The following is a 15,414-nucleotide window of genomic DNA, read 5'->3' on the forward strand; positions in this document are numbered from 1 at the left end:
GTTATATTAATTGTTTTTATCGTATCCTAAAAGATAGAATGGAGGAATTATTATGAATCATGCACCAGTACCAACCCCACATAACGGAGCGAAATCAGGAGAGATTGCAAAAACAGTTTTAATGCCAGGAGATCCATTACGTGCTAAATTTATCGCAGAAACTTATTTAGAAAATCCGGTATGTTTTAATACAGTAAGAAATATGTTTGGATATACAGGAACCTATAAAGGAAAGCAAATTTCTGTTATGGGTGGAGGAATGGGTATGCCATCAATCGGCATCTATTCTTATGAGCTATATCACTTTTATGATGTTGATAACATAATCCGTATTGGATCTGCTGGTGGTATTTCTGACAACGTTCATGTACGTGACGTAGTAATTGGTATGGGAGCAAGTACGAATTCGAATTTTGCTTCTCAGTATGAATTACCAGGAACCTTTGCACCAATTGCTAGTTATGAGTTGCTTGAAAAGGCAGTTAATGCAGCGAGATCCCAGAATACAAATGTTGTTGTAGGTAATATCTTATCCTCCGATATCTTCTACGATGATAATAAGAACTCTTCCAATCTATGGAAAAAGATGGGCGTTTTATGTGTTGAGATGGAAGCTGCTGCATTGTATATGAATGCTGCTAGAGCAGGAAAGAATGCGCTATGTATCTTAACTATTTCTGATCACCTCTATACTGGAGAAAGTCTATCTGCAGAAGATCGTCAAGTAAGCTTTAGAGAAATGATGGAAATTGCTTTAGAACTTGCTTAAGAATAATAAAATAGTTTTTAATTTCTTAATCTTCTACGGAACATGTAGAGGATAAGTGAAGCATCATATGACTCTATGTATGTGTAACTATTTATCGTTATAATATGGCGCTAAAGCGCGGAATGGATGTTAAGATGGAGAAGAAAGAAATTTTTAAAACAGTGGATCATACATTACTAACACAGACTGCTACATGGAAGGATATTAAGCAAATCTGCGATGATGCAATTACCTATCAGACTGCATCAGTTTGTATTCCACCTTCTTTTGTAAAACGTGCAAAAGAATATGTTGATGGGCGTATGGCCGTATGTACAGTTATTGGTTTCCCAAATGGTTATAATACAACCTATGTAAAAGTTATGGAAACTAAGGAAGCTCTTGATAACGGAGCAGATGAGATTGATATGGTAGTAAATCTCGGTGATGTAAAAGATGGTAAGTTTGACGAAGTTCTAGAAGAGATACGCCAAATTAAGAAAGCATGTGGAGATAAGATTCTGAAAGTAATTATTGAAACTTGTCTTCTTACAGAAGAAGAAAAAATTGCAATGTGTGATGTAGTTACGAAAAGCGGTGCGGATTATATCAAAACCTCCACTGGATTTTCTACAGCAGGAGCAACTTTTGAAGATATTGAGCTTTTCTCAAAGCATATAGGTAAAGATGTTAAGATGAAAGCAGCTGGAGGCATAACTTCTTTTGATGATGCAATAAGATTTATAGAACTTGGTGCTTCCCGTCTAGGTACAAGTCGCATCGTCAAATTAGCAAAAAATGAGTCTGCAAACGGCTATTAATGCATAGTGGGCTTGTAAAAAAATTATAATTGAAAGGGCGTGCACATCATGAAGGACGAGGATAATAATATGGAATTTACATTTCCAGCTTGTAGGCAAGCTGGAGAGTTAGTGCCAATAAAGGCAGACCAATTACCTTCCGATGAAATTATGAACGATTCAGTATGCAAGAATCTCATTAGAGAGGCAATTGGTATGTTGAAACGTTCTTATGCACCGTATTCTAGTTTCCATGTTGGAGCTGCATTACTGACAAAAACGAATAAAATCTACACTGGTTGTAATATTGAAAATGCAACTTTTACACCAACGAATTGTGCAGAAAGAACAGCATTTTTTAAAGCAGTCAGTGAAGGAGAAAAAGATTTTGTAGCCATTGCTGTCGTTGGAGGAAGAAAAGGAAATATTATTGATTATTGTCCACCTTGCGGAGTATGTAGGCAAGTTATGATGGAATTTTGTGATCCAAAAAAATTCATTATAATTTTAGCAAAATCTGAAGAGGATTATTGTGCATACACACTTGCTGATATTCTTCCATTGGGATTTTCAGCAAAAAATATAGAGGACGAATAGGGTGTAAATAACATTATGTAATGTTCCCTAAGTTACAACAATAATTACCAAAAAATAATTATCAAAAAAATATTTTGTTACCATAGGAATTGAACATGCTATTATAAATCAGCATAATACTTCTACTGATGTAGTAAGTATTTGCTGATTTATAATAGCTTTTTTGTTGCCAAACTATATTGAGATAAATCTTTCGTATACTGTGGATGAATTATAAATTTCTTTTAAAATTTGGGGATAAATGAAGTAATTCTTATGAAAAGACAGTATAAGAATTGCAAAAAAAGCGAATTATAGATAGCAAATAGAAAAAACTGATTTAACAAGGTATTTCTATTAAAGAAACTTTGGAGGAGTCTGTGATGAAAAAGATTATTTCTCTTATGCTAATTCTTGCCATGGCAATAGCAGTTTTAGCTGGTTGCGGTAAGAAAGACACTGGAAAGCCTAATGGTAATGCCGGAACAACTCCTGGTGTAACGGATGGCGCTACGAATGAAAATAACAATAATAACGCAAATAACAACAATAACAACAAACCGGAAGGGTACGAGTTAGCACTTGTAACCGATGTTGGTACGATTAATGATAAGTCTTTCAACCAGGGTGCATGGGAAGGTCTAAGCAAATATGCGACTGAGAAGAATAAGACTTATAAGTATTACCAGCCAGCAGAAGCCACAACTGCAGCTTATATTGATACAATTGCACTTGCAGTTAAGGGTGGAGCAAAATTAATAGTTTGTCCTGGATATAAGTTCTCTGAAGCAGTTTTCGAAGCGCAGACTACATATCCAGATGTGAAATTTATCATCTTGGATAGTCAGCCAGAAAAAGGAGAAGACAAAACAATTAAGGATAACGTATATGCTGTTTACTATGCGGAGCATCAGGCTGGATTTTTAGCTGGTTATGCTGCTGTAAAAGAAGGCTATACAAAGCTTGGTTTTATGGGCGGTATGGCTGTTCCAGCAGTAATACATTTTGGATATGGTTTTATTCTTGGTGCAGAAACAGCAGCGAAAGAAATGGGTATTGATAAAATTGATATGAAGTATCACTATACAGGAGGTTTTGCAGCAACTCCAGAGGCGCAAACAACAGCAGCTTCTTGGTATCGAAGCGGAACACAAGTTATTTTTGGTTGTGGCGGAGCAGTAGGTAACTCAGTTATGGCTGCTGCTCAAGATAACAATGGTAAAGTAATTGGCGTTGACGTTGATCAAAGCTCAGAATCAGCTACAGTAATTACTTCTGCTATGAAAGAGCTTAATAAATCAGTATACGATGGTATTGCTTTGTTTTATGAAGGAAAATTCCCAGGTGGTAAGATTGTAACGCTTGATGTAACTACGGAGGGTGTAGGTCTTCCATTAAAGACATCAAAGTTTGAGAAATTTAAAGAGGCTGATTATGGTGCAGTATATGCAAAATTAGTTTCAGGAGAATATGCTCCGAAGGTGGAAGGAATTGATGCTGTAACTAAATTACCTGTAACTATTGTCAAAATTGATGAAGTTAAGTAAATAGATCATTTGTAAATGGATTAGGAGGGCTGTTGCAATATGGGGTAATGACAACCATGTTGTAACAGCTTTTCCTTCATGACAAGGAGGGAGTAATACCTTTGGACTACATTATCGAAATGTTAGGAATCACAAAAGAATTTCCTGGGATTATAGCAAATGATAATATTACCCTTCAGTTAAAGAAGGGAGAAATTCATGCTTTGCTTGGTGAAAATGGCGCAGGAAAATCCACTCTGATGAGTGTTTTGTTTGGTTTATATCAACCAGAAAAAGGTTCTGTTAAAGTAAAAGGGAAAACTGTGAAAATTAATGGTCCATTGGATGCGAATGCACTTGGGATTGGTATGGTGCATCAGCATTTTAAGTTAGTTCATAATTTCACGGTTCTACAAAACATCATACTTGGTGTAGAAACTGTGAGCGGTGGTTTTCTTAAAATGGAAGATGCCAGAAAAAAGGTGTTAGAATTAAGTGAGCGTTATCACCTTGCTGTAAATCCTGATGCTTATGTTTCAGACATTTCTGTTGGTATGCAGCAAAGAATAGAAATCTTAAAGATGCTATACCGCGAAAATGAGATATTAATATTTGATGAACCAACTGCAGTACTTACCCCTCAGGAAATTGATGAGTTAATGAACATTATGAAAGGCCTTGCAAAAGAGGGAAAATCGATTTTATTTATCACTCATAAGTTAAATGAGATAAAAGCGGTAGCAAATCGATGCTCCGTATTACGTCGTGGTAGATATATTGGTACAGTCGATGTGAAAACAACGGAAAAAGAAAAAATGTCTGAGATGATGGTCGGTCGTAAGGTCAATTTTAGAGTTGAAAAAAAAGCTGCAAGAACTAAAGATGTCGTATTGGATGTAAAGACATTAACCGTTCATTCAAAACAAAAAGGTAACAAAAAAGCTTTGGTTAATGAAGTGAGTTTTGAAGTGAAAAGAGGAGAGATTGTAAGTATCGCTGGAATTGACGGGAATGGTCAATCGGAATTGGTGAAAGCAATTACTGGATTAATCAAATGCGATAGTGGTTCTTTAAAATTTCATGGTGAAGACATTACGAAAAAGACGATACGTTATCGAAATATTCATGGTTTATCCCACATTCCGGAGGATCGTCATAAACATGGCCTTGTTCTTGAATATACGGTTCAGGATAATCTTGTTTTACAAGAGTATTTTACAAAGAAATATCAAAAGGGCGGATTTTTAAAAAGAGGTGCTATCCGCGAGAATGCGGAGAGGCTCATTGATCAATATGATATAAGAAGTGGACAGGGAGCAATTACAACATGCCGAAGTATGTCTGGTGGAAATCAGCAAAAGGTTATCATAGCAAGAGAAATAGAACGTAAACCAGAGCTTTTAGTAGCAGTACAGCCAACAAGAGGACTGGATGTTGGTGCAATCGAATTTGTTCACAAGCAACTAATAGCAGAAAGAGATAAGGGAAGCGGTGTTCTACTGGTATCATTTGAATTAGATGAAGTAATGAATTTAAGCGACCGTATCTTAGTAATGTATGAGGGAGAAATTGTAGCTTCTTTTAAACCAGAGGAAGTTACGATACAGGAATTAGGCCTTTACATGGCTGGATCAAAAAGGAGGAAGGCTTAGAAGATGAGTGGAAATGGTAATTCATCAAAGAAAATCGGTGGAAAAAACTTTGGGTTAATTTCCTCAATTTTTGCAATTATCCTGGGCCTTCTGGTTGGTTTTTTCATCCTGTTGTATTCTAATCCAAGTCAGGCAATCGGGGGTTTTAGAACAATTTTAACCGGTGCACTTACGGATGGAAGCAAGGGAATTGGCATGGTTTTATACTATGCAACACCAATTATTTGTACCGGTCTTTCTGTCGGATTTGCTTTTAAAACAGGATTATTTAATATCGGAGCAACAGGACAATTTACAGTTGGTGCATTTGCTGCAGTAGTGGTAGGAATTACAGTAACAAAGCTTGGGAACGTTCACTGGGTGGTAGCTTTATTAGCTTCGGTTATTGCAGGTGCTCTTTGGGCTTTAATTCCTGGTTTATTAAAAGCTTATGCTAACATCAATGAAGTAATTGCGGGAATTATGACAAATTATATTGGTTTGTATCTTGTTAACTGGTCAGTTAAGGATTCTAAAGCATTATTTAATATGTTAGAGAATCGCTCAAAACCGGTAGCGCCTACTGCCATCATACCGAAAGCTGGGCTAAATCAAATCTTTAAAGGATCTTATGTAAATGCAGGTATTATCATTGCAATTGTTGTAGCTATTATTATTTATATCATTTTAGACAAAACAACCTTTGGTTATGAATTAAAAGCAGTTGGTTTTAATCGTGATGCTAGTAAGTACGCAGGTATTAATGAGAAGAAGAGCATTATATGGTCTATGGTTATTTCAGGGGCATTGGCTGGCCTTGGTGGTGGATTATTATATCTTGCTGGTTCAGGAAAATACATTGAGGTTGTGGATGAGTTAGCATCGGAAGGATTTGATGGTATTTCAGTTGCTTTACTTGGATTATCACACCCACTTGGCATCTTATTAGCGGCTATATTCATTGCTTATATCAAACAAGGTGGATTTTACCTACAGCTTTTTGAATATTCGAAAGAAATCATTGATATCATCATTGCAGTAATTATTTACTTTAGTGCTTTCTCGATGATAGTTAGAAGTTTCATCTCTAATCGAGAACGCAAACGCAGAAAAGAACGTACTGGAGGTAGTGCTCAAATACCAACTCCAATCAATGAACCATCAGTTTATGGAAGTGATACCGAAGAAGAAATTAGAGAAGCGACGAAAAAGGATATAATGAGAGAGGATGTACCGAAAGAGGATGACTTAGAAAATGATTTTGTAGGTACTTTAAAAGAGGATAGCGAAGTAGATGCTTTTAAAGAAGATACTGAAAAAGTTGCTTTAAAAGAAGGTGCTTTAAAAGAAGGTGCTTTAAGAGAGGATAAAGAAAGTACTTTAAATGATAATAAAGAAGGTTCTTTAAAAGAAGATAACAACGAAGATAAGAAGGAAGGAGGTAACAAATAATGAGTGCCGTATATTTTATGTTTCAACAGACTATGTTATTTGCAATCCCCCTTTTAATTGTAGCTCTTGGTGGAATGTTTTCCGAGAGAAGTGGAGTTGTCAATATTGCTTTAGAAGGTATTATGACGATAGGAGCGTTTGCAAGTATTTTATTTATTAATAAGTTCCAGAATAGAATGAGTGGACAGCCTCTCTTACTTTTAGCGATTTTGGTTGCTGCATTGGCAGGGATTATTTTTTCACTATTTCATGCTTATGCTTCAATTCATATGAAAGCGGATCAGACAATATCCGGTACCGCACTAAATATGTTTGCTCCAGCATTTGCAATATTTACTGCAAGACAGATTCAAGGTGTTCAGCAGATTAACTTTGATAATACCTTCCGTATTCAGAAAGTTCCAGTACTTGGTGATATTCCAATACTTGGGGAATTATTATTTCAGAATTCTTATATTACAACTTACCTAGGATTTCTAGTTCTAATCATTGCATCCATTGTTTTGTATAAGACGAAGTTTGGTTTACGTCTTCGTGCCTGTGGAGAGCACCCTCAAGCAGCAGATTCTGTTGGGATAAGTGTATACAGAATGAGATATTCAGGTGTTCTTCTATCAGGTTTGCTTGGTGGTATTGGCGGTTTGGTTTTCGTCATTCCAACGTCAACAAACTTTAATGCCAGTGTCGCTGGGTACGGTTTCCTTGCGTTAGCTGTTTTGATTTTTGGTCAATGGAAACCTATTCGTATACTTTATGCAGCATTGTTTTTTGGATTGATGAAAACAATTGCGTCTGCTTACTCAGGAATTCCGTTTCTTGCAAGGCTTGGAATTCCAAGTTATTTGTATAAGATGATACCTTATATTGCAACTTTGATTGTACTTGCCTTTACCTCTAAGAAATCACAGGCTCCAAAAGCAGCCGGCGTTCCTTACGATAAGGGAAAGCGCTAGAATATCTATTGTTATATAAAACAAGGAAAAGCTCATGAAACGTGCTTTTCCTTGTCTTGTTTGATACTAAAAAATTGATTGCAATAAGATAACTTATAACTGATATAATTTTGTATATTTATCTATTAGATAGTCTACATAGTAATCAGCGTTAAAGGATTCACCGGTCATCTCTAATAATAATTCGTTGGTATTCTTAGTCGCACCATATTTATGAATATGTTCTCTTAATAAATCTACAATAGGTTTTAGATTTCCTTCTCTTAAGCATTCAGAAAAGTCAATTTTCGTTTGTATAAAGGCATAGATTTGAGAAGCGATTGCGTTACCAAGTGCGTAGGATGGAAAATATCCAAAGGTACCATGTGACCAGTGTACATCTTGTAACACACCAAGGGTATCTGTTGGAGGCACAACTCCTAAATATTCTTCGTACTTTTCATTCCATATACGTGGTAGGTCGGATACTTCAATTTGTCCAGATATGAGAAGCTTCTCAATTTCATAACGTATCATGATATGAAGAGAATAAGTTAACTCATCTGCTTCCGTACGGATAAAATCAGGCTCTGCTTTGTTAATAGAAAGAATAAATTGGTCAAGTGATACATTCTTTAATTGTTCAGGGAATGTAGTAGTTAATTTATCCCACAGTGGAGCCCAAAAATCTTTACTGCGTCCAATGATATTTTCAAAGAAACGGGATTGTGATTCGTGAACACCCATGGAGGAACCATGACCTACAGGTGTTTGAGTTAAGGAATCATCAATATTCATCTCGTAGATAGCATGGCCACCCTCGTGTATGGTAGAGAAGATGGAACTTTCGAGATTGTTTTTATAATAGTGTGTAGTGATTCTAACATCTTTGTTGTGTAGATTTGTTGTAAATGGATGTGCACTTTCTGCAATTACTCCACGTTTAAAATCAAATCCGAGGTACTCTGCAATGTATTTACAGAACTCTTTTTGTTTTTCAATATCATAAGATAAAGAATTATAGGATTTGTCTATGGAATCATTTTTAGCAACTACTTGCTTTAGTAAAGGTACGATTGCAGTACGTAGTTTTGCGAAGAATTCATCCAATTGCTTCATATCAATTCCTTCTTCAAAATCGTCTAGCAAAATATCGTAAAGGGCTTTGTTCTCATCGTTACGATAGCTAGCAAATTTCTTATTGTAGGAAACGATTTCTTCTAGTGTTGGAGCATAATCAGCAAAGCAATTTTTTTCTTTTGCAGCAGCCCAAATCGCAGCGGATTTTGCGGTCAATTCACTATAAGCTTTATATTCTTCTGGTGGGATGCATTCCATTTCTTTTAACTGCTTATTCAGCTTCTTAACGATTTTTTGCTCATTGAATTCCAAGACATCGAAATTCTCTGGTTTTGATAATTCATGTAATAGATTTTTAATGTCATCATTTACCATTGCATCAAAATATTCACCTGATAATAAACCAACAGCTTTTGCAGTATTTTCAAGGGCTTCAACTGGGGCAAGGGTTTCGGTATCCCATTGCAGTAAGATTAATGCAGTTTCTAATGCCATCATTTTGTTTAAGTGTGGAATTAATTTTTCATATTTTTCGTTCATTTATAACCTCATTTCTGCGCTACTTCTTGTCTTGCTTGCAAGGCAATGCATATCTTCAAGTTTGTGGAAACAGCGCAGACACAAACTTGCGGAGTGAAAGATAGAAAATTCTTTTACTCTTGTTTTTTCATTCATAAATTGAATTAGTTTAAATTTTTTACCTGTAACTATGCAGTTGTATTAACTTATGTTTATTCAGTGAAAATAAACCTACTGGATAGTATTATTCCATAAAAACAATCTTTGCTCTACAGTATAATTTATCCAAAAAAATTATAACATAGGAATTGTAGAATGGCTATTGTTTTTAATAAAATCGTAGAGGAATAGTATTGATGTTTCACTCAGGCTGTGGTATAAATAATTAAGAAAATTGAATGAAATCTATAAGATGTATTAGGCAGTTGCCTTGATCCACGTCTGTTAGGGAAAATCTAACAGACGTTTTTTTGAACAGATTTAGTGTGAAAAAAACAAGCCAAGAGTTTTTGTTTCTGAGTTATCCTTGGCGCAAACTTCGGATGCGTGGTAAGCGTGTACAGAAATGGAGGTTAAAATAGGGTGAAACTATTACGTAATTTGTTAATTATCATATTTGGTAATTTTCTTTACGCAGCAGGGGTAGTATTTTTTATTCTACCTTCCGGATTAATTACTGGAGGTACGACGGGGATAGCGTTGAGTGTAAATTATTTTTCTGGTTTGCCAGTATCCTATTTTGTATTTGGATTTAATCTTATTATGTTTTTATTAGGTTTGTTTATCTTGGGAAGAAGTTTTGCATTGACTACATTGGTGAGTACATTTTGTTTTCCATTTGCACTTGGTTTATTACAAAAAATAGTTGGAGAGTTTATAGTAACAAATGATATCTTTTTATGCACTCTCTTTGGTGGACTCTGTATAGGTACATCTATTGCACTTGTTATCAGGGTGGGTGCAAGCACAGGAGGAATGGATATACCACCATTGATACTGAACAAGTATCTGCATATACCTGTATCCATAACTTTATATGTTGCGGACTGTATTATTCTCGCACTACAGGCTATCTTTGGAGAAAAAGAAAAAGTTCTATATGGTATAGTTTTAGTTTTAACCTACACCATTGTTTTGGATAAGCTTCTGATGTTTGGTACGAATAAGATGCAATTAAAAGTGGTAAGTAGTAAAGTAGAGCTTATTAAAGAAGCAATCATATCTGAGATTGATAGAGGTGTTACTCTTTTCCATGGACAAACAGGTTATTTAGAAAAAGAGACTGACATTTTACTTAGTGTAGTTTCCAACAGGGAACTTTATAAAGTGGAAAAATTAATTCATAAAATAGATGAAGATGCCTTTGTCATGATTAGTCGTGTCAGTGAAGTAAGAGGCAGAGGTTTTAGTGAAGGAAAGAAGTACATAACGAAAAAAACAGAGTAGAAAGTGGCTTATTATGGGGTTGACAGCTAGAATTACGTTTGTTATAATCATAAAATCAAGTAAATAAATCATAGGCTATGATAAGAAAGAGTAAAAATCATTGTAATCTAACAGAAAGTTGCCGGTAGATGAGAGGCGCAAGAGAGCAGATTTTGAATACATCTTTGAGCTTCACACCGAACGACTATAATAGTTTAAGTAGGCTGTTGACGGTATCCTGCACCCGTTATCGTGCTAGAGTATAACCATCGGTAAGGATGAGTACTCGAAGAGATTAGCTGTGCGAACAGTTAATAAAATTGAGGTGGTAACGCGTGATAATATCCCGCCCTCTGAAGTAATTCAGAGGGCGGTTTTTTTTCGTTTAGAGTTGGAATAAAGTACCTTAATCGAATAAAACGCTCCCCTAAGAACGCTCATGACTTGAGAAAACGGTCTTTGATCTTCATAGCGATAAAACTTGATGGGATAGTGAAGAAAAGGAGAGAAATGACATGATTTGTGTGGATGAACAAATTAAAATTATTAAAAAAGGCGTATTGGATATGATGCGTGAGGAGGAGTTAAGAGAAAAGCTTAAGGTTTCCGTGGAACAGAACAACCCTCTCACAATTAAGCTTGGACTTGATCCTTCTGCACCAGATATTCATCTGGGCCATACAGTTGTTCTTCGTAAAATCAAGCAGATGCAAGACTTGGGGCATAGAGCGATTATTATTATCGGAGATTTTACTGGTCGTATCGGTGATCCTACTGGAAAATCGAAGACAAGAAAACCTCTTACCGATGAACAGGTGAAAGAGAATGCAGCTACCTACATGGAGCAGATATTTAAAGTATTAGACAGAGAGAAAACAGAGGTTCGCTTTAATAGCGAGTGGTTATCAAAACTTAACTTTGAACAAGTAATATCATTAGCTTCCAGTATGACTGTAGCAAGATTATTAGAGCGTGATGATTTTCAAAATCGTTACAAAAATCAAGAAGCAATCGGTCTACATGAATTTTTCTATCCTTTAATGCAAGGCTATGATTCCGTCGAAATAAAAGCGGACATTGAATTAGGAGGAACAGATCAGACATTTAACATTTTAATGGGAAGAACTTTACAAAAATCAGTTGGAATGTCTCAGCAAATTGCTATGTTTATGCCAATCCTTGAAGGTCTTGATGGTATAGAAAAGATGAGTAAGAGTCTTGGTAACTATATTGGTGTAAGCGAATCTCCTCAGGTTATGTTCAAGAAAGTAATGGAGGTTCCGGATCAGTTAATATTCCGTTACTTTGAACTTGTTACAGATGAGCATCCAGATGATATTGAAAAATTACGTATCGAGATGGAGCAGGGAAAAAATCCAAGAGATATTAAGCTTATCTTAGCTCGAATTATTACAAATCTTTACCATGGAGAAGAGGGAGCTAAGGCTGGAGAGGAATACTTTGAGCAAGTATTTAAAGAAGGTGAGATCCCTGAGGATATGCCTGTGATTAAACTTGAAAAAGAGCAGGATAGCTTAGCTTCAGTTGCTGGTGTATTAGCAAGCGAAGGACTTGTTCCTTCTGCAAGTGAATTCCGTAGGTTAATTAAGCAAGGTGGAGTACAGTTAAACAGAGAAAAGGTATTGGATATTGACTGTGTTTTAACAGAACAAGAAAATGTCTTAAAAATTGGAAAGAAGAAGTTTGTACGATTAGTTTTTTAAGAAATATTGCCGATATGTATCTAGTATAGTATCATAGAATTGACATATACAAATGTAAATAAGAAAAATTATAGTATATAAGAATAAGAAAATTTTATAGACGGAGGAAGTTGGCCAAATGAAGTATGACCAACCTAGTCAAGAGGAAAAAATTGATAAGAATACTAGTCTTAGAAAGTTTATTGAGGACAATCAAGATATTATATCGAAGCTAAGAGATAAGAAGCAGCCGTTGCATTATAGTATAGTTGGAGTAGATGAGATACAAGCTGCGACAGCAAAACAACAGGGGTACTATCAAGAGATGGTATCCCTGCTTATCGATAAAATAAACTTACCTCTACAACTAATAGAGCAAGAGGAACTAAACAGTGTTGTCGCAGAAATGGAGGAAGATAATCTTTCCATAGTATTTGGTCATCCATTCGTAATAGATTGCGCAACTTCGATATTATCTAACAAGGAAGAAAGTTTAGTACTAGTCACAAGGAAGAAAGACATGACTGCCCAAGAAGTACCATATGCTTATTGGGGAGTAGAGGAGTACCTTAGTAGTTACATCAAAGATACTATTTTAGAAGAGCACACCATACTTTTTAATACGGCTACAGATTTATGCCATGCAGTTTTGGATGGCGAGATAGAAGGTATGTTGATAAAATATAGTACCTATGAGTCATATCTACAAGAGGGAAAAGATCTGTATCTAGTTTCTGATGTGACATTTCCATTACAAGAGTATATTGTAATATCAAATCAACAGAAAGTTTTATTAAGATTTATGAAAAAATTTCTACCTTTTTATGATAATTACAATAAGTTAGAGCAGACATCAACAGCAGAAATCCGATATCTTAGACCTATTGGGGGTATGAAGGAAGGAGTAGCGTTATGGACTTCTTCTATCATTATGGGACTGGCTTTTTTTATCACCCTCCTATATTTTGTTTTTCGTCGTCGGAGAGAAAAGAAGAGAAAACAAATTGCATCGGTTCTATATCAGGAATTAGCGGTACTTCACGATAATAATCAAGAAGTATTTATCGTAGATTTATTAACAGGAAAGATTCGATCCAATCATCATTTTTCCTGCTTTTTTGAGAATCAAAATTCATTGCATCGTAAACACATGAGTCTTAAGGAATTATCGAATAAGATAGGGTTTAATTTTGAAGAACATTATCGTTATATCAGTCGTCAGTTTGATCGAACCTATCTGTTTCAGTATCAACTTTATCTTGGAGGAGTTCGGTATCTGGTGAAGGAAGAGGGAATTTTTGAACAGGGGATACTTGTTCTTCTGATATCAAAAGAAAGGTAAAAACTAGGTTAAACAAATGGATTAATATGCCATTAAAAAGTTTTAAAAAATTGCTTGACAAAACTCGTCTTCCTAAATATAATAATAAATGTGCTCGTGAGAAACGAGACAGTGATATGGGATCTTAGCTCAGCTGGGAGAGCATCTGCCTTACAAGCAGAGGGTCATAGGTTCGAGCCCTATAGGTCCCATTTTTACGGAAAAAAATAAATATGGCGAAATAGCTCAGTTGGCTAGAGCATACGGTTCATACCCGTAGGGTCGTGGGTTCAAATCCCTCTTTCGCTATTCTCTAAAGACGTTGCACAGTAATGCAACAAAAAAAGCCTGCAGGCTGGTAATACTTCCAGTCTGCAGGCTTTTTTGATTTATCAAATCTTAAATCCTATGGAAATCCCAAATTCTATTCACGACGATCTCTATTCACCCCATTAACAATATAATGAATAAAATATTCAAATATGAAGATAATACATAAAAATATTGGAGGTATTCACATAATACCAAAGTTGAAAATTTAAACAGGATGAAGTTTTAAGACAGGGAGGGCAAAGGCTCGCCTTTTGTTTTTTATATTTCGATTGGAGGCATTTTATGAAATTAAATAAGTGGCTTATTCCATTTGGGATGATAGGCGTCCTTTCTTTCCTTTTACTTGATGTATTTGGGAAAATTCTTTGGCCAGAATATAACCCTATAACGACGTACGTCAGCAAATTGGTTACAGATGAGGCGCCGCATGTTCATCTCATGCGGTTTTTTTTGAATACCTATACAGTCTGCTTTTTATTATTCTCCTTAGGGATGACTATCTTATCTTTCAGCAAATACCACATATATGTTAAATTAGGATACACGGTTATGTTTGCTTCAGCATTAATATCTGTGATTGGGTATGGTGGTTATCCAATAAGTATGGTGCTTATTTTCAGCAAAAATGATATTATCCATGTGGTAGTTACTGTCACAATACTCTGTGCTACTGCTCTTTCCATTTTATTGATTACAATTGGGTATTTAAAACAGGAGAAATTAAAAATTTTAGGTCTTATAACTCTTGTGGCATTTCTTTTCTTTGTTGTATTTAACCTTTGGCACCTTTATGCGATACTAAACGGATATCATATTTTAGGTTTTATTGAGAGGATTATCTTTTACACCGTTCATGCCCTGACCGTAATATTATCTTGGGTTTATACGTTTAGAAAAAACAGGTTAATTGAGGAAGCCGCTCGATAAAAGAGTGGCTCCTTACTTTATCTAGAACATGCTTTGTTCTATAGAACATAATTTAGTCATATATATTATTTATATAATCCATCAAGAGGTATTGCCATGGAGTTATCTGATTTAGATAATCTGGCGGCTTTACTTAATAGTTGCAAGGTAATGTGTACGGGGGCGTTTAATTCGAAAATCGTGAATCACTTTATAAGAGAACATGATTATGTTATAAACAAAATAACAACCTGCATTAAATAATATAATTTTAATAGTTGCGTCGGTTTGAAATAAACCTACGCATTTTTTAATGCCAAAAGGTAGTTAGTAAGAGTTCAAAAACCGATTTATAAGGCTAGAATTGTTCCAAAGCCCATTTATTTATAAGTACAAATCATAGAAAGCATTACTAATTATAATAACTACTAATATTGAAATAGGCGCTAAAATCAACTATAA

General features: G+C 35.3%; 11 protein-coding genes, 2 tRNA genes, 1 pseudogene and 1 other annotated feature. Of the genes and pseudogenes, 13 read left to right on the forward strand and 1 reads right to left on the reverse strand.

Annotated elements, in window-relative coordinates:
* Positions 1-52 precede the first annotated feature (52 nt).
* The 7 genes and pseudogenes from deoD to CPHY_RS04060 all read left to right on the forward strand — a co-directional run bounded on the left by deoD (position 53) and on the right by CPHY_RS04060 (position 7,686).
* The gene (deoD, locus tag CPHY_RS04030) at positions 53-769 is read left to right on the forward strand and encodes a purine-nucleoside phosphorylase (protein WP_012198782.1); all 717 of its coding nucleotides are present in this window, start codon (positions 53-55) and stop codon (positions 767-769) included.
* 134 nt (positions 770-903) lie between these two features.
* Positions 904-1,569, forward strand: a complete 666-nt coding sequence (deoC, locus tag CPHY_RS04035) for a deoxyribose-phosphate aldolase (RefSeq protein WP_041703170.1) — start codon at positions 904-906, stop codon at positions 1,567-1,569.
* A 150-nt stretch (positions 1,570-1,719) separates the two neighbouring features.
* Positions 1,720-2,145 (forward strand): cytidine deaminase, encoded by a 426-nt coding sequence (locus CPHY_RS04040; protein ID WP_041703948.1) that lies wholly within the window; start codon positions 1,720-1,722, stop codon positions 2,143-2,145.
* A 362-nt stretch (positions 2,146-2,507) separates the two neighbouring features.
* The gene (locus tag CPHY_RS04045) at positions 2,508-3,671 is read left to right on the forward strand and encodes a BMP family lipoprotein (RefSeq protein ID WP_012198785.1); all 1,164 of its coding nucleotides are present in this window, start codon (positions 2,508-2,510) and stop codon (positions 3,669-3,671) included.
* Between the two features lie 119 nt (positions 3,672-3,790).
* Positions 3,791-5,302 carry an ABC transporter ATP-binding protein gene (locus CPHY_RS04050; RefSeq protein ID WP_041703950.1) on the forward strand — a complete coding sequence of 504 codons (1,512 nt, stop codon included), beginning with the start codon at positions 3,791-3,793 and terminating at the stop codon, positions 5,300-5,302.
* 3 nt (positions 5,303-5,305) lie between these two features.
* A pseudogene (locus CPHY_RS04055) lies at positions 5,306-6,394 on the forward strand (ABC transporter permease); the annotation flags it as partial.
* 338 nt (positions 6,395-6,732) lie between these two features.
* On the forward strand, positions 6,733-7,686 hold the full coding sequence (locus tag CPHY_RS04060) for an ABC transporter permease (protein ID WP_012198788.1): 954 nt from the start codon (positions 6,733-6,735) through the stop codon (positions 7,684-7,686).
* Positions 7,687-7,779: 93 nt separating this feature from the next.
* On the opposite strand, the gene CPHY_RS04065 is transcribed toward CPHY_RS04060, so the two are convergent.
* The gene (locus CPHY_RS04065) at positions 7,780-9,285 is read right to left on the reverse strand and encodes a carboxypeptidase M32 (protein WP_012198789.1); all 1,506 of its coding nucleotides are present in this window, start codon (positions 9,283-9,285) and stop codon (positions 7,780-7,782) included.
* Positions 9,286-9,846: 561 nt separating this feature from the next.
* Between CPHY_RS04065 and CPHY_RS04070 the strand changes: the two genes are divergently transcribed.
* From CPHY_RS04070 to CPHY_RS04095, 6 genes are all read left to right on the forward strand, one after another.
* Positions 9,847-10,710, forward strand: a complete 864-nt coding sequence (locus CPHY_RS04070) for a YitT family protein (RefSeq protein ID WP_012198790.1) — start codon at positions 9,847-9,849, stop codon at positions 10,708-10,710.
* A 68-nt stretch (positions 10,711-10,778) separates the two neighbouring features.
* Positions 10,779-11,046, forward strand: a binding site (T-box leader).
* Positions 11,047-11,204: 158 nt separating this feature from the next.
* The gene (gene tyrS / locus CPHY_RS04075; RefSeq protein WP_012198791.1) at positions 11,205-12,413 is read left to right on the forward strand and encodes a tyrosine--tRNA ligase; all 1,209 of its coding nucleotides are present in this window, start codon (positions 11,205-11,207) and stop codon (positions 12,411-12,413) included.
* 118 nt (positions 12,414-12,531) lie between these two features.
* Entirely contained in the window at positions 12,532-13,734 is a 1,203-nt protein-coding gene (locus CPHY_RS04080; RefSeq protein WP_012198792.1) for a hypothetical protein, read from the forward strand.
* Between the two features lie 118 nt (positions 13,735-13,852).
* A tRNA-Val gene (locus CPHY_RS04085) sits at positions 13,853-13,925 on the forward strand.
* A 23-nt stretch (positions 13,926-13,948) separates the two neighbouring features.
* Positions 13,949-14,022, forward strand: a tRNA-Met gene (locus CPHY_RS04090).
* A gap of 306 nt (positions 14,023-14,328) precedes the next feature.
* Positions 14,329-14,973, forward strand: a complete 645-nt coding sequence (locus CPHY_RS04095; RefSeq protein WP_012198793.1) for a DUF998 domain-containing protein — start codon at positions 14,329-14,331, stop codon at positions 14,971-14,973.
* Positions 14,974-15,414 lie beyond the last annotated feature (441 nt).

The sequence above is a fragment of the Lachnoclostridium phytofermentans ISDg genome, from assembly GCF_000018685.1.
Taxonomy (GTDB): Bacteria; Bacillota; Clostridia; order Lachnospirales; family Lachnospiraceae; genus Lachnoclostridium; species Lachnoclostridium phytofermentans.

Bases quoted from the DNA above. Each gene is read 5' to 3' on its own strand.
- deoD (WP_012198782.1), top strand. From the start codon at position 53: ATGAATCATGCACCAGTACCAACCCCACATAACGGAGCGAAATCAGGA.
- deoC (WP_041703170.1), top strand. From the start codon at position 904: ATGGAGAAGAAAGAAATTTTTAAAACAGTGGATCATACATTACTAACA.
- CPHY_RS04040 (WP_041703948.1), top strand. From the start codon at position 1,720: ATGAACGATTCAGTATGCAAGAATCTCATTAGAGAGGCAATTGGTATG.
- CPHY_RS04045 (WP_012198785.1), top strand. From the start codon at position 2,508: ATGAAAAAGATTATTTCTCTTATGCTAATTCTTGCCATGGCAATAGCA.
- CPHY_RS04050 (WP_041703950.1), top strand. From the start codon at position 3,791: ATGTTAGGAATCACAAAAGAATTTCCTGGGATTATAGCAAATGATAAT.
- CPHY_RS04060 (WP_012198788.1), top strand. From the start codon at position 6,733: ATGAGTGCCGTATATTTTATGTTTCAACAGACTATGTTATTTGCAATC.
- CPHY_RS04065 (WP_012198789.1), bottom strand. From the start codon at position 9,285: ATGAACGAAAAATATGAAAAATTAATTCCACACTTAAACAAAATGATG.
- tyrS (WP_012198791.1), top strand. From the start codon at position 11,205: ATGATTTGTGTGGATGAACAAATTAAAATTATTAAAAAAGGCGTATTG.
- CPHY_RS04080 (WP_012198792.1), top strand. From the start codon at position 12,532: ATGAAGTATGACCAACCTAGTCAAGAGGAAAAAATTGATAAGAATACT.
- CPHY_RS04095 (WP_012198793.1), top strand. From the start codon at position 14,329: ATGAAATTAAATAAGTGGCTTATTCCATTTGGGATGATAGGCGTCCTT.